The following is a 23,086-nucleotide window of genomic DNA, read 5'->3' as shown; positions in this document are numbered from 1 at the left end:
CGCCCGACCAGTATCGCGCCAAATGGGGGCTGGCGGCGGATTATCCGATGGTTGCGCCTAGCTATTCGGCCCACCGATCGCACATGGCTAAGAGCTTTGGTCTTGGCCGCAAGCCTGCTGAAACAAAGCCAATAAAGCGAGCAGGACTTAAAACGAAGGCGTAGATGCGCCTCCGAAGTAGTGGGTGCCATCCAGGTTTTTCCGGCAGCCAAGTCAGTCCGTCCATGGATGGCTTAGGCGCTGGGTGAGATATCGCGCCTGATTGGCAGCGCCCTGCGCTCGTTATTTCGAGCTCGAGTACAGGCAGACGGTCGGAGCAGCGCCGGTCAAGATTGCCAGAGCTGCAAGTCTAGGCGTTCGTTAGTTGCGATAAATCTTTCCCGAGACACGCTAACGTTGATTGACGTTGCGTTAGCTATGTTTGCTGGCAGGCTCCTGCCGCCCCCCCAAGGCAACACACGAGCTTAGCGCCAGCTGCGGCCAACCCCACCCGCCCGGCTGCGGTTGGCGCGCCCTCCAAATAGTGCGGGCCCCCCTCAGCAAGACGCATGTTGGCGCCGGCGGAAGGCGAGCGCCAACCCTGTTCCCCAGACCGATCCGCTTGCTCGCGCTTGTGTCGGACCAGCGGGTGCGAAGCTACTTACTGTCCGTCAAACGCTGGAACGGCGGACAAGGCGCACCCCAGCACCACCGCCGTTTTCTGGGATGAATTTGATGCCGGCTTTGACCAGGGCATTGATTATCTTAGCAATGGTATCAGGGCGCCCCCCAAAGACACCGTCCTCAGCCTCCAAGCGAGCAATAGTCGGCTCGGAAACCGCAGAATGATTGGCAAGATCTGTCTGAGACCATCCGAGGAGTGCCCTCGCCGCCTTTACCTGCCGAGTAGTGATTGATAGATTTTCTATTGACATTCAAACGGGCTTGTTGATATTTTTTCTATCAATTCTCTGAGGCGGAGTCGGTGCTGATCCGGCTTCTCAGAGCGGCTGACCGTGATGCGCGAACATCTTGGCCAGCCTGACCAAACCCAAGCTGGTTGGAGCTCGGATCATGGCTGATTCCGACAATACCACAGCTTTGCCTTTCGTCACCCAAGGTGGGCGAAGGAAGAGCTGTGCTGTGGATGACGACGGGGCAGTTGGCAATATTATACATGCCGTGCGTTTGCTTGCGCCGCTCGATCCGTGTGTTGTCCTGCTACAGGATTGGGAACATGCGCACCACATGGCGGTGGTTTTGTGCCGGCTCCAACAACGTCTCGAGATAAGGGTCAGAAACGCCCTGGCTTCTTCTGAGCCCGATCGTGGACCTGAAAACAACGAGCAGAACACGCATGCATTGGTCCTGGCCGCTCGTCAGGCAGCACGTTGCGACGAGCTCGACAAGGAGTTCGGATACACCCGAGCCCGTGCCGCCGAGGCGCAGGCCGTCGAGGCTGAAGAAGAGATCCTCGACGCTGTTGCAGTCACTGCCGCCCAGTCACTCGCCGGAGTGATCGCCAAACTGAAGATCATCGTCGGTGGTGGCGAGAACTTGGGGGACATGTCGGCCTTCCCCTGGCCGCAAATCCAGTCGGTTTTGACGGATATCCAGGCATTGGGCGACCGCGGCGCAGAAGCGCCGCCACGACCACAGCACGGCCGGCGCCACGCTGGCGGCAATCGCTGCCTGGACGGAGAGAGCGATCAGCCTCGCCCGTCCATATCAGAGGGCAACACAGCCGTCGAAAGCCATACACGGCAAAGCTGAGCGCACTGCAGGGATCGCGGGAGGCGAGACAGCTTTGCCATGCGGCCACGCAACAGGCGCGTCCGCATCGGCGGCCGGGCAGGCACCTTTTACAATAATGGGAGAGAGAGAATGAGCTTCAGTTTTGTACGCCTGCGCCTTGTCCTCATGTGGTGCGCATTGCTTGCACTGATCTTCGTCATGCCTGGCGGCACGGCCTTGGCCGAGACGACGAAGGAGCGTGTCCTGCGCGAAGGCAAGATCGTCATTGGCATCCACAACCGGACGCCATGGGGCTTCCGCGATGAAGCCACTGGCGAAGCCAAGGGATGGCATCCCGACCTGTTGCGGGCTGCCTTTTCCGAACTTGGCGTCACGGAACTCGACATCAGGGTCACCGAGTTCGGGGCCCTAATCCCGGGTCTGCTGGCTGGCCGCTTCGATGCGGTGGCGTCTGGTCTTTCCATCACACCGGAGCGCTGCCGGCAGGTCGCCTTCGGCTCGCCCGATCTGAAGGTGCATGACGCTGCCATCGTGCTCGCCGGCAATCCAAAACAGATCCATGGCTTCGAGGACATCGTCAGTCAGAAGATCATCATGGGTGCAGGCCGCGGCAGCGTGTCGGTCAGGAATGCTACGGCCGCCGGCGTGCCGGAAAGCAACATGCTGCTGTTCCCCGACATCGAGGCGAACATCTCGGCGCTGCGCTCTGGCCGCATCGACGTGACGGTGCTGTCGTCTCCCACCGCGATCGGGCTGTTTTCGAGCGGGAAGCTGCAGGGACTGGAGAGTGCGACCCCCTTCGTGACGACAGACGAACAGGCAACTTATGCCGCTGTCGCCTTTCGCACCGAAGATCAGGACCTGCGAGCACTCTGGGATGAACGGCTCGTTGCCCTGACGAAGGACGGGACGGTCACCAAGGTCATGGCCAGGTATGGCTTTAGCGAGACCGAGGTCGTGCCTGATACCGTCACCGTCGAGAAGCTCTGTGGCACAGCTGGTGCCGGCAAATGAGCATCTTCGAGATATGGCTTGGCATCCTTCAGGGATTTCGTGTCACGGCTCTGGTGACGCTCTACGGCCTTGTCTTTGCCATTCCCTTCGGCCTCGTCTTTGGCGTTGCCCAATACCTGACCACGGGCCCGGCACGGTTTGTGGTGACGTCGGTCATCGAGTTCTGGCGCAGCTCCGCCGTTATCATCCTGCTGTTTGTATTCTATTACGCCCTGCCCATCGCCGGACTGACGTTGTCGGCAATGACGGTCAGCGCCATGGTGCTGGGGCTCAACATTGGCGGTTATGCCAGCCAGGCTGTCAGAGCCGGCCTGCAGGCACTCGACCGTGGCCAGAAGGAAGCTGGCCACGCATTGGGCCTTTCACGGTCCAGCATTCTCCTGCTCATTGAATTGCCGCAGGCGCTGGTCGCCATGAGCCCGACCTTCATCAACCAGCTCATCCAGCTGGTGAAGGCGACATCTCTGGTCTCACTGGTGACGCTGACCGACATGACCTTCCGCGCCAAGGAGATCTCGCAGATCGAATATGACCCGGTGCCGATCTACCTGTCGCTGCTCCTGGCCTATTTTGTCGTCTGCTATCCCGTTGCGCTGTTCGGGCGCTGGGTCGAACGGCGCATCAATCCGGCAAGGCAGGTGCGCCATGGCGTTTGATCTCGCATTCGCGCTGTCGACGGTGCCAACCATCCTGGGTGCCATCGGCATGACCTTGCTTGTCGCGGCGCTCAGCTGCGTAGGTGCCTCGGCAATCGGCTTTGGCTTCGAGCTTGTTCGGCGTGGCGGTGGGCTTGTAGCGCTGTTCATCGGCTTCGTGATCGACTTCATCAGGGCGACGCCGGTGCTGGTCTGGCTCTATTGCCTGTACTTCATCCTGCCCTTCTACGGCCTTCGCCTAGGTGCGCTTGCGGTTGGCATTGTCGGGCTCAGCTTCTACTACAGCGGCTATCTCGCAGAAGTGTTCAAGGCTGGCATCGATGCCATCCCCAATGGACAGGCGGAAGCCGCCAGAGCCCTTGGTCTCGGCCGGATCGATATGACCATCTTTGTCATCGCCCCGCAGATGCTGCGCAACATCGCAGCACCCATGGGCAACTACTTCGTCTCGATCCTGAAGGCGACGCCCTATCTGGCCGTGCTTGCGGTGCCGGAGATGCTCGGACGTGCCTTCGACATTGCATCCGACACCTATCGTTATGCCGAGCCGCTGACGGTGGCCGGCCTGATCTTCCTCGGCCTTGCACTCCTCATCTCGCAAGCCATCAAACGGCTCGAGATCCGACTGCTTGGGCCGACAATGAGGTAGCCGAGCGACCGGCAGCCCGTCGGCCGACCACGTCCTCACACAACCAGACAACTAGCTCGCTGCCTTCAAGCGAACTGTAGAGAGACTCCATGACCCAGACAGACGACAAACCTGCCGTCCAGATCGCTTCCCTCAACAAGTGGTATGGCACCTTCCATGTGTTGAAGGAGGTCAACCTCACCATTCCAAGCGGATCCCGCTTTGTGATCTGTGGACCGTCCGGTTCGGGAAAATCCACCCTGATCCGCTGCCTGAACGGGCTTGAAGCCTACCAGCAGGGAACGGTGACGCTGGGCACGACCCGCCTGGGCGATAATGCCAGGGAGACAACACTCGCCCGCCGGCAGACCGGAATGGTGTTCCAGAGTTTCAACCTGTTTCCGCACCTGACGGTATTGTCGAACTGTACCCTTGCCCTGCGCCGTGTCCTTCGCATGCCACGCAGCGAAGCTGAGAGCCTGGCGCGGCATTTCCTGGAAAAGGTCCGCATTCCCGAACAGGCCAACAAGTATCCCGCACAGCTCTCAGGCGGACAGCAACAGCGTGTGGCGATTGCGCGCGCGCTCTGCATGAACCCGCGCCTGATGCTGTTCGACGAGCCGACCTCCGCACTTGATCCCGAAATGGTCAAGGAGGTACTCGACGTCATGACCGGTCTGGCCCACGAAGGCATGACGATGATCTGCGTCACCCATGAGATGGGTTTTGCCCGTGAAGTTGCCGATCAGGTCGTGTTCATGGATCAGGGCAGCATTGTCGAACAGGCCTCGCCCGTGGCGTTTTTTTCGACACCCAACCATCCCCGCGCCCGGTCATTCCTCAACACGCTGTTGCATTGAAATGAAGATGCCGCCGGCGGGCGAGACGCGTATCTGGACAACTCTTGACTTCGACCGGGACGGCAAGCAGCACGATTGGCTGCGACTGCCGTTCTCGGCCGACCAGTCCGCCTATGGCGTCATCCCGATCCCGATTACCTGCATCAGGAATGGTGTCGGGCCAACCGCACTGCTGATTGCCGGCAATCATGGAGACGAGTACGAGGGCCAGGTCGCTTTGAGCAAGCTGGCTCGTCTGCTCGACCCCCGCGATGTGCGCGGCCGTATCCTCATTCTTCCCGCGCTCAATTATCCGGCCGTCGTTGCGGGGCGACGCCTCTCTCCCCTGGATGAAGGCAATCTCAACCGGCTGTTTCCGGGCGAGGCGAACGGCACTCCAACCCAGATGATCGCCCACTATGTCAGCTCGGTTCTGCTTTCGATGGCCGACATCGTCATCGACCTGCATTCAGGTGGCAGATCCCTGTCATATCTTTCCTGCTGCCTAATACGCGTAGGTAAGACGGGAGCCGAAACGGCAAGGCTCATGGAACTCATTCAGGTCTTCGGCGCCCCGATCGGATCCATCAGCGATGGCACCGGCGGCGGAGGGGCAACGACCCTCTCTGCAGTTGCCCAGGCTCTTGGCGTTCCAACGCTCACAACCGAGCTGGGCGGGGGCGGCACCTTCTCAACCACTGGCGAGGCCATCGCCAGCCAAGGTATCTACCGAGTCCTCAAGCACATCGGCGTATTGCCCAATACCGAAACCAAATTGCCGCCGCCTGTCCGGCTGATGCAGGTCGCCGGGAGAGGCGCGTACACATATGCCCCCATTCACGGTATCTTCGAACCTGCTGTCGAACTCGGCGACTCTGTCGAAGCCGGCCAATCCGGAGGCTTCCTTTTTCCAGTCGAAGGTCTCCCCAGACAGCCTGAAGAAATCCGTTTCGCGCAGTCCGGCCTCGTCGCCTGCCGCCGCGCACCGGCCCTCGCCGCTCCCGGTGACTGCCTGTTCAAGCTTGTGACCGACGTCGGGGCTAATTGACTGGCCAGCACATTACAAAGCCTCAAGAAAAAACTTGGTGGTCGGGCGCCGACCTCATTCGACAGCCTGAGGTAGGCGCACATCCCATCAATCACTTCCGGTCAATCCCGGTTTTCCGGGATTCTCTCTGCTTTTCCACTGCATTACGGGGATGGTCCGCAATTTTGCAGGAGGATGCATGAAGCCGGATTCGTCTGAGTGGCGTAGCTCGCAGGCCTACGATTTCATAAGCAACGTCACTCCTGATGCCCTCGCCTGGGAATTCCTCCGCCGCAATCCAACCTACCAGCGCGAATTCGCAGACATGCAGCAAATCAACCCCGCGCCGAATTCCATGTCCCCGAACGAACTGCGGTCGCAGTGGGGGCTTCGATTTTCCAGCAAATCCTGATCGCCCGGCAACCAAGCAGCCGGTTTACTGGACACCCGAGGTCGATCCGGGTGTTATCCTGCTCATCAACACGCCGCCGCTGCTGGCAGACGACGCGGACATCGTCGCCACTTTGCCGCCGGCGGCTTCAAAGCGTGACGAGCTCGGTGAACACCTGCGTACCCTCTCGACAGCAAATAGCTGCCAGATCGCGCTGCTTTACGGCACCGACCCTGCGCAACCCCTGGCTGCGATAGTACCCCTCGACGCAAAGGTATCCGAACGACTGTTATCGCTGGATAGATTTGTCAGATCGTCCAAGGGAAGCAGAGTGCCTGATAAACGCCTGACGTCATCGCAACGCACTCGTCTCGGCCATATGCTTCGCGCTCTCGACGGCCGAATCGAAGGGGCTTCCCATTTCGATATAGCCCACGCCCTGTTCGGTCCCCGCTTCATCATTGCTGAGGAATGGCAAGATTCGCCATTTCGTTACACAACGCTGCGCCTCATACGCGATGGCTACAGAATGATTGAAGGCGGCTACCGCAAGCTACTGCGGTTCCGACGGCGCGACGCCTGAAGCCGGTGCCAAAGTCCGGCGGCAATATGCCTGTCCGTGCGAAATAGGCTCCATCCATTCCGCACCTGAACAACGCTGGAGCCCTTCTCCATCATCGCCCATGTCCGCCGCTTGATCCCAGCGGCTTTATCAAACGCGATGGAGATATCCCGATGAACGGTCGAAACGCCGGCTTGCCACCGCGCTATCTGCGCACCAAGGAAGCGGCCACGTTTCTCAGCCTTTCGGCCAGGACGCTCGAAAAGCACCGCACCTACGGAACGGGCCCAGGCTATCGCAAACTCGGCGGCCGGGTCGTCTACTCCATCGACGATCTTCAGGCCTGGGCCAATCGCGGAGCCATGACCTCCACCTCCGACCCGAGGGGCACTGTCCTGCCCGCCAAACGCCATTCCCTCATCCCCGCGGCACATGCCGGCCGATTGGCCCGCTGATCGCTCGGCCCTTCCCCTTGACGGCGCGTACTTGCCCACCTTCGGAGCGCGGACAGCTTGATCTGTTCCATGCGCTCCCCGGCGACTTCGCTCCCCGCGATGCCCAGGATCTCATGGCCTATCCATTCTTTTCCCTCGCAAAGTCCAAACGGACAGCACCCATCGATTTCAAGGCCGGCGGCATCACCATCCGGGTCGAGGCCGTGCCGGATCACGGTATGGCCACGATCTGGGACGCAGACATCCTGATCTGGGCAGCCAGCCAGATCGTCAACGCCCGCGATGCCGGACTCCGGACATCACGACTGATGGCTGCGACGCCCTACGAGATCCTGACCTTTACCGGGCGCGGCGTCAGCTCACGTGACTATCAGCGCCTGAAAGCAGCGCTTGATCGTCTCCAGTCTACCACGATCGCGACCTCCATCCGTCAGCCAGCCGAGGGCCGGCGTCATCGCTTCTCCTGGCTGAATGAATGGCAAGAGCGGACCGACCGGGATGGACGCCCAGTCGGCGTCGAACTGATCTTGCCGGATTGGTTCTATCGCGCCGTCCTTGACGACGCGCTCGTGCTCACCATCGACCGGGCTTATTTCGATCTGACAGGAGGCCTCGAGCGTTGGCTATACCGCATCGTGCGCAAGCATGGCGGACACCAGCGCTTCGGCTGGAGATTTGACTTCGCCCATCTGCACCACAAGTCCGGCAGCCTCTCGCCGCTCAAGCACTTCGCATACGACCTGCGCGACATTGCCCGACGACAACCGCTGCCTGGCTACCGCCTCGGCATCGAACTCCAGGTTGACGGACCGGATGTCCTCACCTTCGTCGCCACCAATCCTGCGGCCTCACCGCGCCCGGCCCGGAAACCACCAACGCGCTTCGGGGATAAGCTGTGAATACGCTCGTGCTATTGGGGACTGCCCCTATCGTGCCATCGGGGACCCGATCCTCGTGCTATCAGGGACCGGAGCTGACGATTTATCGCCGTCTTTCAGTGCCTTGTGGTCGGCGTAACGTCACTAACCCAGATTCTTTCAGAATCCTTCTAACGCACCCCTGCTGTCGCAAGGATGAGGACGACCACTCCACGCTGGTGGAGGGCGCGCCATGAACGTCGCGCTCCTCACCCGTGTCGAGCTGACTATTGTCGAGAAGAAGATCGAGTACTGGATCCGCTTCGGTCAGGCAGCGCACGAACAACGTATCGATCGCCGCCGTCGCCTCCTCTTCTTCCAGCCCGGCACGATCTTCGCCTTTGTCCGTTGGGCTTCCAATGACTTCGGCACAGTGATCTCAAGGATCGATATTGTTCGGGCGGTCGCACGCGGCGAAGCCTATCAGACGCTGCCATTCGTGCGTCCGGGCGGCGACATCCTGCTCAAGGTCGATAGCTGGCCCAAGGTCGAGCGCGTGCTTCAGGCGATAGATGCAATTGAACGTCTCGGCATCGATCCCGAAGCCGTATCGCCCGATCACTGGCGACACATTCATAACCGAATGACAGCGGGCCTAGAGCCGCGGGCGTACACGCTCGACCAGCATCGTGGCTTCCTTCTACGCCTGAGGGCGAAGCCATGAGCCGTCTCTGCATCGTCCTCACGACTGCACTCGCTACGACAAGCCTCGGCTATCCGGCGCTTGCGCCGATGCCGATCAGGCTGATCTGGAACGTTTCGGCCAGCGCACCGATCGGCCTCTACTTGGTCGATCTCAACGGCCCCCTTGAAGTCACGGACCTTGTCGTCGTCGATGCGCCGGAGCCGCTCGCGACCTTCCTCGCCGCGCGTGGTTATCTGCCGAAAGGCGTGCCGCTGCTCAAGCGCGTTCGCGCGGTCTCCGGGCAAACCGTTTGCCGTTCGAAAGTCCTCATAACGGTCGAGAGCATCGAGGCTGGTACAGCACTCGAGCATGATCGCGCAGGCCGTCCACTGCCGGCCTGGCGCGGATGCTTGAGCATCTCCAGCGGCGAAATCTTCCTCATGAACTGGGAGGTCCGCGACAGCCTGGACGGCCGCTACTTCGGCCCGATTTCCGTCGACCGCATCATCGGCCGCGCCATCCCTCTTTGGACCAACGAGGAAGGTGACGGCCGCTTCGAATGGCGCGCGTCAACGCGGTGAGCGCGCCAGCGGCGGCGTACGTTTCGCCGCCACCCCCACCACCGCCGAACCAGCAAGGGAGTTATCCATGCCACAGATCGGACAGTTCATACGCGAAGGAGGCATCTTCTCAGGCCGCATCCACACATTCACGCTCGACCTCGAACTCACCATCGTTCCGAGCGAGCCAGGCGACGGTGACAACACACCCGACTATCGCGTGCTTCGCGGCACCGATGACGGACCGGAGATCGGCGCAGGCTGGAAACATGCCAGCGAGAAGGCGGGGGAGTATGTTTCGTTGCAGTTCGACGACCCGACCTTCCACGAACCGATCCGCGCACGCCTTTTCCGGAATAGTGACGACGCAACCGCATGGTCGTTGCACTGGAGCCGTCCGCGCGACCGCAGCGAGACGGCTTGAGTCATGCCCTGCCGCAACGCTTCTATCGCTTCTCGGCTGCGCCCAACGCGCAGCCGATCGGTCGCCGGACAGCGACATCCGGTTCGCCGGTTCGCGCTTCGTCTTCTTTCCGGCCTCCTTTTGTCGGCCTGCTCGGTCGGCCCGTGCATCGCGCAAGCCAACGCGGTGCCCACAGATCCTTATGCCGCCCACATCGACGAAGCTTCTCGACGCTTCGCAGTTCCGGCTACCTGGATACGCGCCGTCATAGGCAAGGAAAGTGCAGGCGATGCGCGTGCCGTGTCCAGCGCCGGCGCGCGTGGCCTGATGCAGATCATGCCTGGCACTTGGGACGAGCTACGTGCTCGATGGCCGCTCGGACAGGATCCGTTCGATCCCCGCGACAACATCCTGGCGGGCACCGCATATCTGCGTGAGATGCACGATCGCTTCGGATCGCCGGGTTTCCTCGCCGCTTATAATGCGGGCCCGGCACGCTACGAAGCCTATCTCACCGGACACCCTTTACCGGCCGAAACCCTCACCTATGTCGAAACACTTTCCCCGCTGATCGACGGCGGTTCACTCACCGAGCGGGCGCCGACGCCGGTGGCATCTGGCGGTGCGGCAACGCTGCCGTGGCCCAGCTCGCCGCTTTTCGTTCGAGCGGCCGCCGGCACTGAGCCGACGACGTCCGAGCGCGAGAATAGTGCAGCCGCTGGGCGCTCCGTTATGCCCGATGCCATTGCCATCAAGCCGCGCTCGAACGGCCTTTTCGCCGCGCGCACCGGTACGGGAGACCCGTTTTGACTGTCGTCGCGGCATGGCGATGTGTGGCGGACATCCGGCAGCGCTGGGCAAGGTACGGCGTTGGTGCTGGAGAAACGACGTATGCGTCCGGGGGCTGCACGTGATGTCAGCTCTTGACGGGATTTTGCGCTTTCCACGCCCATGGCAGGAGTTCATCGAGGCTGCTGACGGGATGCCCATCGAGCATGCGCTGCAGTACGTCGGCGAGATAGGAGTAGGGCTCGACATCGTTGAGCTTGGCAGTTTCGGTGAGAGAGCAAACGATCGCCCAGCGGCCGCCGCCGCCATCGCTGCCGGCGAACAGGTGGTTCTTGCGGCCGAGCGCAACGGGACGGATGGCCCGCTCGACCGGGTTGGTATCGAGCTCGACACGACCATCGGTGAGGAAGCGGGTCAGTCCGGTCCAACGCGACAGCGCATAGCGGATCGCTTCTGCAAGCGTGCTGCGTCCGGAGATGTGCTGGAGCTGCACTTCCAGCCAGGTGTGGAAGGCGGCAACAACGGGTTTCGATCGCTGCAGCCGCGCCGCAAGCCTAAGGGCCGGCGACTGTCCGCGCACATCCGCCTCGACGGCATAGATTTCACCGATCCGGCGCAGGGCTTCCGCCGCCACGGGCGATCCGGTCGCTTCGACCACGTCATAGAACTTGCGCCTCGTATGCGCCCAGCAGGCGGCGAGAGCGATATCGCCACGGGCAGCGAGCTGTTCGAAGCCGGCATAACCATCGACATGCAGCACACCTTTGAAGTGCTGAAGATGCGATATCGGGCGCTCGGCCTTTCGGTCCGGCGCAAACAGGTAGACTGCCGCCGGCGGCTCGGGTCCGGCCCAAGTGCGTTGCTCACGGGCATAGACCCACAACCGCCCCGTCTTGGTCCGCCCGCGGCCCGGATCGAGCACCGGCACCGGTGTGTCGTCGGCGAACAGATGGTTGGAGGCGAATATGTTCTTCACCAGCCGCTCGTGCAGGGCTTCCAGCCACCAGCAGGCGCCGCCGACCCATCCAGCCAGCGTCGAGCGTGCCAGATCGACACCATGCCGGGCGAATATCTGCGACTGCCGGTAGAGCGGCGTGTGATCGCAATATTTGGAGACCAGCACCTGCGCCAGAAGCGCCGGCGTTGCCAATCCGCCGGCGATCAACCGCTCCGGCGCAGGCGCTTGCGCTACCGTCTCGCAAGTCCGGCAGGCGTATTTCGGGCGCGTGATGCGGACAACGCGAAGCTGTGCCGGAACCCAGTCGAGCATCTCGCTGACGCTCTCGCCGATCGCATGAAGTGCGCCGCCACAGCACACACAATACGCTTCTTCGATGTCGAGCCGCATGTCCTCGCGCGGCAGATGATCGGGCAGCGGCTTGCGGTGGGATGGCCGCTCCAACGGTGGATGGACGCTCGGTGTGCTCTCCCGGATGCGGGCGATGTCGGCATCGAGGTCTTCCAGCGCGAGCGCCAGTTGGTCGGGATCGAGGCGCTCGGAACGCCGGCCGAACTGCGCCCGCTGAAGCTTCCTGATGATCGATTGGAGGCGTTCGATCTCGCCATCGCGGCTCTCGACGGCAGCTGCCATATCGCGCAGCAGACGCTGCAAAAGTGCTGGATCGGACGGCAGATTGTCGAGGTCGATCAACATGATCGAATCTACCATGAACCGCTCAAAAACCCAAGGATTCCGGTAGTTTCTGCGTCGATCGGAGGACCGTTTTCAGCCGGCCAGCGCCGGTCTCCAAATACGCTCGGGTGCGCGCCAGTCGATGCCCTCGATCAGCATGGCAAGCTGTGCCGGCGTCAATGTGATCGAGCCGTCATAACCTGCCATACGTGGCCACACGAAGCTGCCCTGGTCGAGCCGCTTGGTGAACAGACACAGCCCGTTGCCATCCCAGAACAGGATCTTGAGCAGCGACGCCTTCTTTCCCCGGAAGGCAAACAGATGACCCGAGAACGGGTCCTGCTTCAGCGTTGCCTGGACCAGCATGGCGAGCCCGTCCAGCCCCTTCCGCATGTCGGTGTGACCCAGCGCCAGATGCACCTTCACGCCCGCCGGAACGATCATCATGATGCAGTCCCTCCGCTGTCGACGAACGCTCGTACGGCAACAGGATCACTGCCCGCAGGTGCAAAGACACGCCGCCCATCCGGCAGTTCGATTGCCATCATCCCGTCAGGGGGCCGCACAAGATTCTGCAGCGCGAGTGCCGCTGCCGCGTCCGTAGCCAGCGTCACAGATGCCAGTTTCGCTTGCTTCTTCTGCGTCACGCCGAATTCCGCGCGCCAACGAAACAGGATGCCGGTCGCGATCCCGTGCCGGCGCGCGACAGCCGAGACCGTTGCACCTGCAGCTTCACTCTCCTGGACGATGGCGAGCTTCTGCGCGTCCGTGAAGAACCGGCGGAAGCGCGTGGCGGGAGTGTCATCTGGACGCGCTGTCAAGCCGTTTTCGGACGTCGCGCCGTTAGTGATATCACTAACGGCCGGGCGGGCGGCGGGATGAAGATGCGCGCGCCAGTCGATCTCAACCTCGCCATCCTCCAAGCGGTCACGCCAACGGCGCAGCGCGTAGGGCGAAAGCTGCAGTGCCGCGGCGTATTCGCGAACGCCCATGCCGCTCCAGTTCATCGCCTCGACATGCATTGCCCAGAACGCCCGGAGCGCACGATTGCGCACATCCGTGCTCACGCCAAAACGTTGGCGTTGACGCCGGCGCGGTCCTTTCTGGCATTGTTTCGGACACGCTTCCTGGCGCAATTGTGCCTGCGATTCCGCATGTTTGCGCGCTGCTTCCTTGCCCATCAGGTGGTCAAGCCAGCGCTCGAACGTACGCCGGTTGAGATGGTGATGGCGGCAATAGGTTGTGCGCGCCAGCCCGCTCTGACGCCACGCTTCGACATGAATCACCCAGAAGGACTTACGCGCCGTGTTCTCGAAATGTCTCAAATTCACCGGAGACCCTCCACGCTACGAAGGAACTCCACATGCTGCGATTTTGCACTACGCCAACGAGGTGTCAGGACCGGACGCTTACGAAACGACAGAGGACGGCGAGATAAAAGCGCATGCCCGAAACGCGTTAAGCCATTGGCATGGCTTGCGTTTTCCGGTGCATGCCGGCCGGTCGCGGGCATGCTGCCCGAATTGTTCCAATGTTTTCAATGCTTCGAGATGCACGACCAGCCTCGCTCACAACCGCGGGCATAGTCATGAGCGAGGGTGAGCGCGACTTCCGCATCCAGCCAGGCCGCATTCGTTCGACGAAGGCGCCGAGGACCAAGAGCTTCGTCAATCAGGTCCTCACCGCGGCCAAGCGCGCCGGCCACATCTCCGGCGGCGCCCCCTTAAGCAAGGCGGGAAACCGGCTCGGCCGCTCGACCTTCGGACGCGGGCGCAATGTCTTCGGACGCTCCCGCATCTTCTCCTCGCGTCGCCGCGTCGTCATCAAGGCGCGTATCGCCCGCCATCAGGGGCGGGCATTCCGTTCAGCACCGCTCTCCGCCCATGTCTCGTATCTCAAGCGCGAGGGCGTCAGCCGAGATGGAGAGAAGGGCATGATGTTCGACGCCAACACCGATCGTGCTGACGATCTCGCCTTCGCCAATCGCTGCAAGGACGACCGGCATCATTTCCGCTTCATCGTCTCGCCGGAGGACGCAGCCGAAATGACCGACCTCAAGGCCTTCACCCGAGATCTGGCGCGCCAGATGGAAGCCGATCTTGGTACCCGCCTCGACTGGATCGCCGTCGACCACTGGAACACCGACAACCCGCATGTGCATCTGCTCGTGCGCGGCGTCGACGAGGTCGGCGCCGACCTCGTCGTCTCTCGCGACTATATTAGCCGCGGTCTGCGCTCCCGCGCCGACGATCTCGTCGATATCGAGCTCGGCCCGAAGCCGGAGCACGAAATCCACAGCGCACTTGAAAAGGAAATCACCGCCGAGCGTTGGACGCGGATCGACCGAGAGATCCAGCGCGCAGCCGATGAGACCGGCTACGTCGATCTCAGGCCAGACCGATCCGCAACAGTTGATCCGGAGCTCCGGCGCCTCATGGTCGGCCGGCTCCAGCATATCGAGAAGTTAGGGCTCGCCATCCAGGGCAATTCTGGAGAATGGGTCATTGGTCTCGAAGCAGAACGCACTCTGCGCGATCTCGGCATACGCGGCGATATCATCAAGACGATGCACCGCGCCTTCACCGAACGCGGCCAGGATCGCGGCGTTGGCGATTATGCGGTCGACGGCGGAACCTCCGGCTTGCCGATCATTGGGCGCCTTGTCGATCGCGGCCTTCACGACGAGCTGACCGGCGAGGCCTACGCCGTCATCGATGGGGTCGACGGTCGTGCTCACCATGTCCGCCTCCGGGGCGTCGAAGCCTTCGATCTGGCTCCCGCAAATGGCGGCATTGTTGAAGTCCGTCACTTCAGTGGCACGCACGACCAACGCCCGACATTGGTGCTTGCGTTGCGGTCCGATCTCGACATTCAAGCGCAGGTCACAGCACCCGGTGCTACCTGGATCGATCATCGCCTAGTCGAGCGCGATGCCATGCCGCTGTCGGAGGCCGGTTTTGGCCGCGAGGTACGCGAGGCCATGCAGGCGCGGGCCGAACTTCTCGCCGATCAAGGACTCGCCCGGCGCGACGGCCAGCGTATCATCATGCAACGCGATCTCCTCGCCACGCTCCGCCGCCGCGAGCTCGATGCCGTCGGCGAGAAGCTTTCGGCCGAGACCGGTCTGCCGCATGTGAAAACGATAGCCGGCCAGCACGTCGCGGGCGTCGTGCGCCAGCGGCTTGCTCTCTCGTCCGGCCGCTTCGCGATGATTGATAGCGGTCTCGGCTTCCAGCTCGTGCCGTGGTCGCGCGACCTCGATCGCAAGCTCGGTCAGCATGTCGCCGGCATGACCAAGGTCAGCGGCGGCATAGAACTCACTGTCGGCCGCAAGCGCGACCTCGGCCTCTGACAACCACGGAATGAGATCACGCATGTCAGCGACCAAAATCCTCTGGGGGCCAATCGCAGTGGTCCTCCTGATCGTGATCGCCACGACCTGGGCTGCGACCCAATATGTTGCCTGGCAGCTTGGGTATCAGGCGCAGCTCGGCACGCCCTGGTTCAGGCTCGGTGGTGTCGCGATCTACTATCCGCCCGCGTTTTTCTGGTGGTGGTACTTCTTCGAAGCCTACGCGCCCGCGATCTTTAACAAAGCTGCCTTCATTGCGGCCTCAGGCGGCTTCATCGCGATCGCCGTCGCCATCGGCATGTCGGTCTGGCGCGCTCGCGAGGCCAAGAACGTCCAGACCTACGGCTCTGCCAGATGGGCCCAAAGGACGGAGGTGGAGGCCGCAGGGCTTCTCGGATCAGACGGCGTCGTGCTTGGCCGGCTGGATCACGATTATCTGCGCCATGACGGGCCCGAGCATGTGCTGTGCTTTGCGCCGACACGTTCCGGCAAGGGCGTCGGCCTTGTGGTGCCTACGCTCCTGACCTGGCCGGGCTCGGCAATCGTTCACGACATCAAGGGCGAGAACTGGCAACTCACAGCCGGCTTCCGTAACAGGCATGGTCGCGTACTGCTCTTCGATCCAACCAATCCGAAATCAGCCGCCTACAATCCCCTGCTCGAGGTTCGGCGAGGCGATTGGGAGGTGCGCGACGTGCAGAACGTTGCCGATATTCTGGTCGACCCGGAAGGTTCGCTCGATAAACGCAATCACTGGGAAAAGACCAGCCACTCCCTTCTGGTCGGCGCGATCCTGCATGTCCTCTATGCCGAGGAAGATAAAACCCTTGCCGGCGTCGCCGCCTTTCTCTCCGATCCACGCCGCCCGATCGAAGCAACGCTAGCAGCGATGATGACGACGAAGCATCTCGGCGAGGCCGGCCCGCATCCGGTTGTCGCGTCGACGGCGCGCGAGCTCCTCAACAAATCCGACAACGAACGATCCGGCGTGCTCTCTACTGCCATGTCCTTCCTCGGCCTCTATCGCGATCCGGTCATCGCGGAAGTGACTGGCCGTTGCGACTGGCGCATCGCGGATTTGACAGCCGAGGCAAAGGCGACGACGCTCTACATGGTCGTCCCGCCATCGGACATCTCCCGAACAAAGCCACTGATCCGCCTCGTCCTCAACCAGATCGGCCGACGGCTCACCGAGGACCTGCACGCCACGAAACGCAAGCATCGCGTCCTCATGATGCTCGACGAGTTCCCAGCTCTCGGCCGCCTCGATTTCTTTGAGTCCGCGCTTGCCTTCATGGCCGGCTACGGCATCAAGAGCTTTCTCATCGCTCAGTCGCTGAACCAGATCGAAAAGGCCTACGGCGCCAACAACTCGATCCTCGACAATTGCCATGTGCGCGTGAGTTTCGCGACCAATGACGAGCGGACCGCCAAACGCGTGTCCGATGCTCTAGGCACAGCCACCGAAATGAAGGCGATGAAGAACTATGCCGGCCACAGGCTCTCGCCATGGCTCGGGCACCTGATGGTCTCGCGTTCAGAAACGGCACGCCCCCTTCTCACCCCCGGTGAAGTCATGCAACTACCACCGGCCGAAGAAATCGTCATGATCGCAGGTACGCCGCCGATACGGGCAAAAAAGGCGCGCTACTATGAGGATGTGCGCTTCCGCGAACGCGTCATGGAGCCGCCGGATCCATCCGAATTGGACAGGACCAGCCGAAGCGACAACTGGTCGACAGTCCTGCCGCAGGATCCCGATCCCGTATCAGCAACCGCTGAAGTGCCAGACAGCGCCAATGCGGGACTGCGCCGCGAACCGGAGCTCCCCGAACACGTGGCCATCGCAAAGGAAACCACGGATCATACGCCTGCTCAGGAGTTCGCGCATATCCTCGACGACGAGCCGGAGGACGCCGCTCGGCGTCGTCAGGCGCTGCGCCGTCAGATGAGCGGCATCGCACGCCAGGTCGCACTCGACCCAGGCGACGGCATGGAGCTCTAGGGCATGCGTGACCGGCTCAATCTCACCCTGCCAGTGGAGCTCATCGGGCGCATCAACGAGCTTGCCGATCGCAAGAAATTGCCTAGGTCGGCCATCGTAGAGGCGGCTGTCAGTTCTTTCCTGTCGCCTGATCACGCTGATGCGCGCGAAGCAGCCTTCGCACGTCGACTCGACCGACAGTCCAGGCAAATCCAGCGGATGGAACGCGATCTTGGCGTGACCGCGGAAACCCTCGCCCTCTTCGTGCGCTTCTGGCTTTCGATCACTCCGCCGTTGCCGCCTGAGGCGCAAGCTGCGGCTCAGGCCAAGGGACGAGAGCGTTTCGAAGGCTTCGTCGAAACGCTCGGCAAGCGACTGCAGAAGGGCCAGAGTTTTCTGCGAGAGATTCCAGATGATGTTGATCAGCATCACACGACCGAAGGCGGCCTTTAGGAGCGACCACGATGGTTGAGGCTCACTCGGATTTCGCGGAGAGAATCCAGCGAGTATCGGTCGCGTCTCGGCAATGTCCGTGCCAGGCACCAATGTACCCGACGCCGCCCGCACCGTGCTCGACTTGATAGAGGCAGGAAGCGCAATGCTGGAGCGGGCGTTCGCTTGGCGGGTCTTGTGGCGGCTATTCGATCGGCAGCGGCTGCGCGTGCTTCACCTGACCCAACGCGAAGCTCGATTCAATCGAGGCAACGCCTTCGAGCCGGGTGAGCGTTCGCTTGAGGAATGCTTCGTAAGCCTCGAGGTCCTTCACGACGATCCGAAGCAGGTAGTCGCGCTGACCTGTCATCAGGTAGCATTCTACGATCTCCGGCCAGCGCTGGACGGCCCTGGCGAACCGGTCAAGTTCTTCCTCCCGCTGCCGCTCCAGCTTGATCGATGCGAAGACGCTGATCGGCAGGCCGACCTTCACCTGGTCGACAACGGCCACGTAACTTTTGATCACGCCCATCTCTTCCAGGTTCCGAACCCGGCGGGCGCAGGGCGACGGGGAGAGCCCGACTTCCCGGCTAATCTCGTCGCTCGTCGCATGCGCGTTAGATTGCAGGATTGTCAGGATCTTGCGGTCGATAGCATCGATGAGTGGTTTTGCCATGATTTATCACATACCGGGATACTTCTCGCAGAACCAGCCAATCCTTCCGCTCTTTGCAGTCAAAATCGACTGAAATCGCTGCGATCATCCAGTTATGGTCGTCACGAATTCGAGGGAGGATTTCGTGGAAAAAGACCAACTGGAGTTGCTGGCAGCACTGGAGAAGAAAGTACTGTGGCTCGCCACCTGGATGATCCACAACGCCAACCATATCCGTCCCAATGAGGATGGGCTTAAGGTTGGCGGCCACCAGTCGTCGTCGGCGTCCCTGGCGACGATCATGACGGCACTTTATTTCGCGATCCTGCGGCCCGAGGACCGAGTGGCGGTCAAGCCGCATGCGAGTCCGGTGTTCCACGCAATCCAGTATCTGTTTGGCAACCAGACCTTGGAAAAGCTGCAGAATTTTCGCGGCTACAAGGGCGCACAATCCTATCCATCCCGCACCAAGGATGTGGACGACGTCGACTTCTCGACCGGTTCGGTCGGCCTCGGCGTTGCGCAGACACTGTTTGCCTCGCTGGTCCAAGACTATCTGCACACCAAAGGGATGGCCAAGCAGCTGCCCGACGGAAAGATGATCGCGCTAATCGGCGACGCCGAGATGGACGAAGGCAACATCTTCGAGGCGCTTCTGGAAGGGTGGAAGCATGGCCTGCGTAACACCTGGTGGATCGTCGACTACAACAGGCAAAGCCTCGACGCGGTCGTGCGCGAGGGCCTGTGGGAACGGTTCGAATCCCTGTTTCAAAACTTCGGTTGGGATGTCGTTTTGCTCAAATACGGACAGTTGCAGGAGCAGGCTTTTTCCGAACCAGGGGGCGAAGCCCTTCGGCAATGGATCGACCGCTGCCCGAACCAGCTCTATTCGGCCTTGACGTTCCAAGGCGGCGCTGCCTGGAGGAAGCGCCTGCTCGACGATATGGGTGACCAAGGCGCGGTTTCACGGCTGATCGAGAGCCGCAGTGACGAGGAACTGTCGCAACTGATGACCAATCTCGGCGGCCACGACCTGCCGACGCTGATAGAAGCATTCGAAAAGGCCCGTACGCATGACCGCCCGGTCTGCTTCATCGCCTATACGATCAAGGGGTTCGGTCTTCCGCTCGCCGGCCACAAGGACAATCACGCCGGCCTCATGAACCCAGCGCAAGTCGACAGCCTGCGCGCCGCGCATGGTGTGCGGCCTGGCCACGAATGGGAGCCCTTCGAAGGCCTTGTCCAACCGGCGGTGCAGGTAGCCGATTTTGTTCGCAAGGCGCCCTTCATCGCCAAGGGCAAGAGGCGCTATGCGTCGGCGCCAATCGACCTGCCCGAGGTATTGCAGGCGCCCGCCCAGCCTCAAATGTCGACCCAGCAGGGTTTTGGACTGCTCATGCACGAGATCGGCAAACAGGACAGCGAGTTCGCACGGCGCATCGTCACAACCTCACCCGACGTCACTGTGTCTACAAATCTCGGCGCCTGGGTTAACCGCCGCGGCCTGTTCGCGCGAAACGAAATGGCCGACCTATTTCGTAAGGAACGCATCCCGTCGACCTTCAACTGGGAATTCTCGCCCAAGGGCCAGCACATCGAGCTCGGCATCGCCGAGATGAACCTGTTCATCATGTTGTCGGCGCTGGGTCTTTCGCATTCGATCTTCGGCGAGCGCCTGTTGCCGGTTGGAACCCTCTACGACCCGTTCATCGAACGAGGTCTCGATGCGCTGAATTATGCCTGCTACCAGGACGCCCGCTTCATTGTCGCCGCGACGCCATCCGGCGTCACGCTAGCGCCGGAAGGTGGCGCTCACCAGTCGATAGCGACCCCATTGATCGGCATGGCGCAAGACGGGTTGGCGGCCTTCGAGCCCGCTTTTGTCGACGAACTGGCGACCATACTGCGCTTCTCCTTCGACTACATCCAACGCTCCGGCGAGGCCGTGCCGGACGAGGCAACCTGGCTCAGGGATGCCGTCGGCGGTTCGGTCTACCTCAGGCTTTCAACCCGCTCCATCGACCAGGTGAACCGCCAGATCGGCCCCAGACTTTCGGAAGAGATCGTCAACGGCGGCTACTGGATGCGCAAGCCCGGCCCCAATGCCGAGGTGGTGGTCGTCTATATGGGCGCCGTAGCTCCCGAAGCGATCGAGGCGGTCGGGCTGATGGGGGAAGACAGGCGAGATGTCGGCCTGCTCGCCATTACCTCGGCCGACCGTCTCAACGCCGGATGGACTGCGGCCCAGCGGGCGCGCGAACGCGGTCTGATCCACGCCAGAAGCCATATCGAGCGCCTGCTAGAGGCGATACCGCCCCACTGCAGGCTGGTCACAGTTGTCGATGGTCATCCTGCCACACTGGCATGGATCGGGTCTGTCCATGGCCACCGCATCCGGCCGCTCGGCGTCGAGCATTTCGGCCAGACGGGCACCATTGCCGATCTTTACCGGCACTATGGCATCGACGCGCAGGGCATTGTACGCGCAGCGGAGGCGGTTTCCGGAGCCAAGCCGATACGACATCTCGGCGTCGTTGCGACTTGAGTACTACGCCACAAGCAGGCGACGGAGGAGCGTTCCCTCATAGGCCTCGACCGATATGAGATCCGTCAAAAACAGCAATGTTGGTCTCTGTTTCCGACAGATAGCCCCGCAAGTCTTGATATCGCAACATGCTGCTGTCGATCGCCAAATGCCTGGTCACAAGACTTCGCCCCGCCATTCGCCTGTATTTTCACGCTACTCTACTACTTCCCCTGAAACCTGTTGAACCTGCCTGATTTCTGGCTCTCTTAATCATCCCCGATCAGGGTAGCGCGGCGCGCCACCCGAACGAGAACGGGGACTACGTGGCGATCTCTCAACGACATTCCGAAGCATCCTCGCGCGGTGCGCGCATGCTGCGCACCGCACTGGGCCCCGCGATCGCCGGGTTCCTGGGAGATCCATCCATCGTCGAGGTGATGCTGAACCCCGATGGGCGGCTCTGGATCGATCGCCTCTCCGGCGGGCTTGAAGATACAGGTTGCACGCTCCTGGCCGCGGACGGCGAACGCATCATTCGCCTCGTCGCCCACCATGTCGGCGCCGAAGTGCATCCCGGCAATCCGCGTGTTTCGGCCGAGCTTCCCGAAACGGGAGAGAGGTTCGAAGGGCTACTGCCGCCTGTCGTCGCAGCACCTGCCTTTGCGATCCGAAAGCCGGCCGTCGCCGTCTTCACCCTCGACGACTACGTCGCAGCCGACGTCATGACCGCGCAGCAGGCAACTGCGCTTCGTCAGGCTGTTGCGGCGCGCGCCAACATTCTCGTCGCTGGTGGCACGTCGACCGGCAAGACCACGCTCACCAATGCCCTTCTTGCGGAAGTCGCCAAGACCTCGGATCGCGTCGTCCTGATCGAGGACACGCGCGAGCTGCAATGCGCCGCGCCCAATCTGGTGGCCCTTCGTACCAAAGAAGGCGTCATCTCCCTCTCTGATCTCGTTCGATCGTCGCTTCGCCTGCGCCCCGACCGCATCCCCATCGGCGAAGTGCGCGGCTCCGAAGCGCTCGATCTTCTCAAAGCCTGGGGCACCGGCCATCCCGGCGGCATCGGCACCATCCATGCAGGCTCCGGCATCGGCGCACTGCGACGTCTCGAGCAACTCATCCAGGAGGCCGTCGTCACCGTCCCGCGCGCACTGATCGCGGAAACCATCGATCTCGTCGCGGTGCTTTCCGGGCGCGGTTCCGCCAGGCGACTGGCCGAACTCGCTCGCGTTGAGGGGCTCGACCCCGACGGCGACTACCGCATCGCCCCCATCACCTCCAACAACGAAGGAACCTCCTGATGACCCCGCCCTTTTCCCAAGCCGGACGCCGCATCGCGGCATTCTGCTCGGTCACCGTCCTTGCACTTGCGACTGCCCCTGTCGCACACGCCGCAGGCTCGTCCATGCCATGGGAACAGCCGCTGCAGCAGATCCTGCAGTCGATCGAAGGACCGGTCGCTAAGATCATCGCCGTGATCATCATCATCGTGACCGGTCTGACGCTTGCTTTCGGCGACACCTCGGGCGGTTTCCGGCGACTGATCCAGATCGTCTTCGGCCTCTCGATTGCCTTTGCCGCATCGAGCTTCTTCCTCAGCTTCTTTAGCTTCGGCGGCGGAGTGCTCGTCTGATGGAGGAACCAGTCCCAGGGTTCAGCGCACCCGTTCATCGGGCGCTAACAGAGCACATCCTGCTCGGCGGCGCCCCACGCTCGATCGCCATTCTGAACGGCACTTTGGCTGCGGCCCTAGGGCTCGGCCTGCGGCTCTGGATCGTCGGGGTGGCGTTGGGGCTGGTCGGGCATCTTGCTGCCGTCTGGGCCGCCAAGCGCGATCCAATGTTCGCCGATGTTGTGCGCAGGCATCTGCGCATCCCCGGCCACCTCAGGGCGTGAGGTA

27 protein-coding genes are annotated in these 23,086 nt (G+C 61.9%); 22 read left to right on the top strand and 5 right to left on the bottom strand.

Features of this window, described 5'->3' with window-relative positions; translation table 11 throughout:
- Positions 1–164: MucR family transcriptional regulator (locus ACSQ3E_RS29820; protein ID WP_436125413.1), on the top strand; the 164-nt coding region annotated here is incomplete at its 5' end.
- A 486-nt stretch (positions 165–650) separates the two neighbouring features.
- On the opposite strand, the gene ACSQ3E_RS29815 is transcribed toward ACSQ3E_RS29820, so the two are convergent.
- Entirely contained in the window at positions 651–914 is a 264-nt protein-coding gene (locus tag ACSQ3E_RS29815) for a helix-turn-helix domain-containing protein (protein WP_436125410.1), read from the bottom strand.
- Positions 915–1,011: 97 nt separating this feature from the next.
- On the opposite strand from ACSQ3E_RS29815, the gene ACSQ3E_RS29810 reads away from it, so the two are divergent.
- The 14 genes from ACSQ3E_RS29810 (at position 1,012) to ACSQ3E_RS29745 (ending at position 10,621) form a co-directional block, all read left to right on the top strand.
- The gene (locus ACSQ3E_RS29810) at positions 1,012–1,752 is read left to right on the top strand and encodes a hypothetical protein (RefSeq protein ID WP_436125409.1); all 741 of its coding nucleotides are present in this window, start codon (positions 1,012–1,014) and stop codon (positions 1,750–1,752) included.
- Between the two features lie 111 nt (positions 1,753–1,863).
- Positions 1,864–2,748: an ectoine/hydroxyectoine ABC transporter substrate-binding protein EhuB gene (gene ehuB, locus ACSQ3E_RS29805; RefSeq protein WP_436125408.1), complete on the top strand. Its 885-nt coding sequence runs from the start codon at positions 1,864–1,866 to the stop codon at positions 2,746–2,748.
- Complete coding sequence (locus ACSQ3E_RS29800; RefSeq protein ID WP_436125407.1) at positions 2,745–3,404, top strand: amino acid ABC transporter permease; 660 nt, start codon at positions 2,745–2,747, stop codon at positions 3,402–3,404. Before ehuB ends, ACSQ3E_RS29800 begins: the two co-directional genes overlap by 4 nt.
- Entirely contained in the window at positions 3,394–4,053 is a 660-nt protein-coding gene (locus ACSQ3E_RS29795) for an amino acid ABC transporter permease (RefSeq protein WP_436125406.1), read from the top strand. The genes ACSQ3E_RS29800 and ACSQ3E_RS29795 overlap by 11 nt, the downstream gene beginning before the upstream one ends.
- An 89-nt stretch (positions 4,054–4,142) precedes the next feature.
- Positions 4,143–4,892, top strand: coding sequence for an amino acid ABC transporter ATP-binding protein (locus ACSQ3E_RS29790; protein ID WP_436125405.1), 750 nt, complete (start codon positions 4,143–4,145; stop codon positions 4,890–4,892).
- A 1-nt stretch (position 4,893) separates the two neighbouring features.
- A complete protein-coding gene (locus tag ACSQ3E_RS29785; RefSeq protein ID WP_436125404.1) occupies positions 4,894–5,919 on the top strand; it encodes a succinylglutamate desuccinylase/aspartoacylase family protein in 1,026 nt (341 codons plus the stop codon).
- Between the two features lie 178 nt (positions 5,920–6,097).
- Positions 6,098–6,310 (top strand): transcriptional regulator domain-containing protein, encoded by a 213-nt coding sequence (locus ACSQ3E_RS29780; RefSeq protein WP_246670777.1) that lies wholly within the window; start codon positions 6,098–6,100, stop codon positions 6,308–6,310.
- Between the two features lie 112 nt (positions 6,311–6,422).
- Entirely contained in the window at positions 6,423–6,872 is a 450-nt protein-coding gene (locus tag ACSQ3E_RS29775) for a DUF2285 domain-containing protein (RefSeq protein ID WP_436125403.1), read from the top strand.
- A 152-nt stretch (positions 6,873–7,024) separates the two neighbouring features.
- Positions 7,025–7,306 carry a helix-turn-helix transcriptional regulator gene (locus ACSQ3E_RS29770; protein WP_436125402.1) on the top strand — a complete coding sequence of 94 codons (282 nt, stop codon included), beginning with the start codon at positions 7,025–7,027 and terminating at the stop codon, positions 7,304–7,306.
- 113 nt (positions 7,307–7,419) lie between these two features.
- A complete protein-coding gene (locus ACSQ3E_RS29765) occupies positions 7,420–8,205 on the top strand; it encodes a replication initiator protein A (protein ID WP_436125401.1) in 786 nt (261 codons plus the stop codon).
- 211 nt (positions 8,206–8,416) lie between these two features.
- Positions 8,417–8,887 carry a DUF2840 domain-containing protein gene (locus tag ACSQ3E_RS29760; RefSeq protein ID WP_436125400.1) on the top strand — a complete coding sequence of 157 codons (471 nt, stop codon included), beginning with the start codon at positions 8,417–8,419 and terminating at the stop codon, positions 8,885–8,887.
- A complete protein-coding gene (locus ACSQ3E_RS29755) occupies positions 8,884–9,429 on the top strand; it encodes a S26 family signal peptidase (RefSeq protein WP_436125399.1) in 546 nt (181 codons plus the stop codon). Before ACSQ3E_RS29760 ends, ACSQ3E_RS29755 begins: the two co-directional genes overlap by 4 nt.
- Before the next feature lie 67 nt (positions 9,430–9,496).
- Positions 9,497–9,832 (top strand): DUF736 domain-containing protein, encoded by a 336-nt coding sequence (locus ACSQ3E_RS29750; protein ID WP_436125398.1) that lies wholly within the window; start codon positions 9,497–9,499, stop codon positions 9,830–9,832.
- Between the two features lie 3 nt (positions 9,833–9,835).
- Complete coding sequence (locus ACSQ3E_RS29745; RefSeq protein WP_436125397.1) at positions 9,836–10,621, top strand: lytic transglycosylase domain-containing protein; 786 nt, start codon at positions 9,836–9,838, stop codon at positions 10,619–10,621.
- 106 nt (positions 10,622–10,727) lie between these two features.
- Here the strand turns inward: ACSQ3E_RS29745 and tnpC are convergent, their stop codons facing one another.
- The 3 genes from tnpC to tnpA form a co-directional block, all read right to left on the bottom strand.
- Entirely contained in the window at positions 10,728–12,254 is a 1,527-nt protein-coding gene (gene tnpC, locus ACSQ3E_RS29740; protein WP_067967026.1) for an IS66 family transposase, read from the bottom strand.
- Positions 12,255–12,326: 72 nt separating this feature from the next.
- Entirely contained in the window at positions 12,327–12,680 is a 354-nt protein-coding gene (gene tnpB, locus ACSQ3E_RS29735; protein WP_067965081.1) for an IS66 family insertion sequence element accessory protein TnpB, read from the bottom strand.
- The gene (tnpA, locus tag ACSQ3E_RS29730) at positions 12,677–13,564 is read right to left on the bottom strand and encodes an IS66-like element accessory protein TnpA (RefSeq protein WP_067965083.1); all 888 of its coding nucleotides are present in this window, start codon (positions 13,562–13,564) and stop codon (positions 12,677–12,679) included. Before tnpA ends, tnpB begins: the two co-directional genes overlap by 4 nt.
- A gap of 257 nt (positions 13,565–13,821) precedes the next feature.
- Between tnpA and ACSQ3E_RS29725 the strand changes: the two genes are divergently transcribed.
- The 3 genes from ACSQ3E_RS29725 to ACSQ3E_RS29715 are packed head-to-tail and all read left to right on the top strand — an operon-like array spanning position 13,822 to position 18,022.
- Positions 13,822–15,585 (top strand): relaxase/mobilization nuclease domain-containing protein, encoded by a 1,764-nt coding sequence (locus ACSQ3E_RS29725; RefSeq protein WP_436125396.1) that lies wholly within the window; start codon positions 13,822–13,824, stop codon positions 15,583–15,585.
- Between the two features lie 22 nt (positions 15,586–15,607).
- The gene (locus tag ACSQ3E_RS29720; RefSeq protein ID WP_436125395.1) at positions 15,608–17,590 is read left to right on the top strand and encodes a conjugal transfer protein TraG; all 1,983 of its coding nucleotides are present in this window, start codon (positions 15,608–15,610) and stop codon (positions 17,588–17,590) included.
- Positions 17,591–17,593: 3 nt separating this feature from the next.
- Positions 17,594–18,022: a ribbon-helix-helix protein, CopG family gene (locus ACSQ3E_RS29715; protein ID WP_436125394.1), complete on the top strand. Its 429-nt coding sequence runs from the start codon at positions 17,594–17,596 to the stop codon at positions 18,020–18,022.
- A gap of 184 nt (positions 18,023–18,206) precedes the next feature.
- On the opposite strand, the gene ACSQ3E_RS29710 is transcribed toward ACSQ3E_RS29715, so the two are convergent.
- Positions 18,207–18,677: an Lrp/AsnC family transcriptional regulator gene (locus ACSQ3E_RS29710; RefSeq protein ID WP_436125393.1), complete on the bottom strand. Its 471-nt coding sequence runs from the start codon at positions 18,675–18,677 to the stop codon at positions 18,207–18,209.
- Positions 18,678–18,867: 190 nt separating this feature from the next.
- On the opposite strand from ACSQ3E_RS29710, the gene ACSQ3E_RS29705 reads away from it, so the two are divergent.
- The 4 genes from ACSQ3E_RS29705 to ACSQ3E_RS29690 all read left to right on the top strand — a co-directional run bounded on the left by ACSQ3E_RS29705 (position 18,868) and on the right by ACSQ3E_RS29690 (position 23,082).
- Positions 18,868–21,201 (top strand): transketolase, encoded by a 2,334-nt coding sequence (locus ACSQ3E_RS29705; RefSeq protein WP_436125412.1) that lies wholly within the window; start codon positions 18,868–18,870, stop codon positions 21,199–21,201.
- A 353-nt stretch (positions 21,202–21,554) separates the two neighbouring features.
- Positions 21,555–22,487, top strand: a complete 933-nt coding sequence (trbB, locus tag ACSQ3E_RS29700) for a P-type conjugative transfer ATPase TrbB (RefSeq protein ID WP_436125392.1) — start codon at positions 21,555–21,557, stop codon at positions 22,485–22,487.
- Positions 22,487–22,819: a TrbC/VirB2 family protein gene (locus ACSQ3E_RS29695; RefSeq protein WP_436125391.1), complete on the top strand. Its 333-nt coding sequence runs from the start codon at positions 22,487–22,489 to the stop codon at positions 22,817–22,819. The genes trbB and ACSQ3E_RS29695 overlap by 1 nt, the downstream gene beginning before the upstream one ends.
- Positions 22,819–23,082 carry a VirB3 family type IV secretion system protein gene (locus ACSQ3E_RS29690; protein ID WP_436125390.1) on the top strand — a complete coding sequence of 88 codons (264 nt, stop codon included), beginning with the start codon at positions 22,819–22,821 and terminating at the stop codon, positions 23,080–23,082. The genes ACSQ3E_RS29695 and ACSQ3E_RS29690 overlap by 1 nt, the downstream gene beginning before the upstream one ends.
- The last annotated feature ends 4 nt before the right edge of the window (positions 23,083–23,086 follow it).

This window comes from Aminobacter sp. LjRoot7, from assembly GCF_964252895.1.
Classification (GTDB): Bacteria; Pseudomonadota; Alphaproteobacteria; order Rhizobiales; family Rhizobiaceae; genus Aminobacter; species Aminobacter aminovorans_B.
Note: the sequence above shows the minus strand (reverse complement) of the source record. Positions and strands in the feature narration are given on the sequence as shown.

Coding starts and splice junctions, on each gene's coding strand:
- ACSQ3E_RS29815 (WP_436125410.1), bottom strand. CDS start 914: ATGTCAATAGAAAATCTATCAATCACTACTCGGCAGGTAAAGGCGGCG.
- ehuB (WP_436125408.1), top strand. CDS start 1,864: ATGAGCTTCAGTTTTGTACGCCTGCGCCTTGTCCTCATGTGGTGCGCA.
- ACSQ3E_RS29800 (WP_436125407.1), top strand. CDS start 2,745: ATGAGCATCTTCGAGATATGGCTTGGCATCCTTCAGGGATTTCGTGTC.
- ACSQ3E_RS29795 (WP_436125406.1), top strand. CDS start 3,394: ATGGCGTTTGATCTCGCATTCGCGCTGTCGACGGTGCCAACCATCCTG.
- ACSQ3E_RS29790 (WP_436125405.1), top strand. CDS start 4,143: ATGACCCAGACAGACGACAAACCTGCCGTCCAGATCGCTTCCCTCAAC.
- ACSQ3E_RS29785 (WP_436125404.1), top strand. CDS start 4,894: ATGAAGATGCCGCCGGCGGGCGAGACGCGTATCTGGACAACTCTTGAC.
- ACSQ3E_RS29780 (WP_246670777.1), top strand. CDS start 6,098: ATGAAGCCGGATTCGTCTGAGTGGCGTAGCTCGCAGGCCTACGATTTC.
- ACSQ3E_RS29770 (WP_436125402.1), top strand. CDS start 7,025: ATGAACGGTCGAAACGCCGGCTTGCCACCGCGCTATCTGCGCACCAAG.
- ACSQ3E_RS29765 (WP_436125401.1), top strand. CDS start 7,420: ATGGCCTATCCATTCTTTTCCCTCGCAAAGTCCAAACGGACAGCACCC.
- ACSQ3E_RS29760 (WP_436125400.1), top strand. CDS start 8,417: ATGAACGTCGCGCTCCTCACCCGTGTCGAGCTGACTATTGTCGAGAAG.
- ACSQ3E_RS29755 (WP_436125399.1), top strand. CDS start 8,884: ATGAGCCGTCTCTGCATCGTCCTCACGACTGCACTCGCTACGACAAGC.
- ACSQ3E_RS29750 (WP_436125398.1), top strand. CDS start 9,497: ATGCCACAGATCGGACAGTTCATACGCGAAGGAGGCATCTTCTCAGGC.
- ACSQ3E_RS29745 (WP_436125397.1), top strand. CDS start 9,836: ATGCCCTGCCGCAACGCTTCTATCGCTTCTCGGCTGCGCCCAACGCGC.
- tnpC (WP_067967026.1), bottom strand. CDS start 12,254: ATGTTGATCGACCTCGACAATCTGCCGTCCGATCCAGCACTTTTGCAG.
- tnpB (WP_067965081.1), bottom strand. CDS start 12,680: ATGATGATCGTTCCGGCGGGCGTGAAGGTGCATCTGGCGCTGGGTCAC.
- ACSQ3E_RS29725 (WP_436125396.1), top strand. CDS start 13,822: ATGAGCGAGGGTGAGCGCGACTTCCGCATCCAGCCAGGCCGCATTCGT.
- ACSQ3E_RS29720 (WP_436125395.1), top strand. CDS start 15,608: ATGTCAGCGACCAAAATCCTCTGGGGGCCAATCGCAGTGGTCCTCCTG.
- ACSQ3E_RS29715 (WP_436125394.1), top strand. CDS start 17,594: ATGCGTGACCGGCTCAATCTCACCCTGCCAGTGGAGCTCATCGGGCGC.
- ACSQ3E_RS29710 (WP_436125393.1), bottom strand. CDS start 18,677: ATGGCAAAACCACTCATCGATGCTATCGACCGCAAGATCCTGACAATC.
- ACSQ3E_RS29705 (WP_436125412.1), top strand. CDS start 18,868: ATGATCCACAACGCCAACCATATCCGTCCCAATGAGGATGGGCTTAAG.
- trbB (WP_436125392.1), top strand. CDS start 21,555: ATGCTGCGCACCGCACTGGGCCCCGCGATCGCCGGGTTCCTGGGAGAT.
- ACSQ3E_RS29695 (WP_436125391.1), top strand. CDS start 22,487: ATGACCCCGCCCTTTTCCCAAGCCGGACGCCGCATCGCGGCATTCTGC.
- ACSQ3E_RS29690 (WP_436125390.1), top strand. CDS start 22,819: ATGGAGGAACCAGTCCCAGGGTTCAGCGCACCCGTTCATCGGGCGCTA.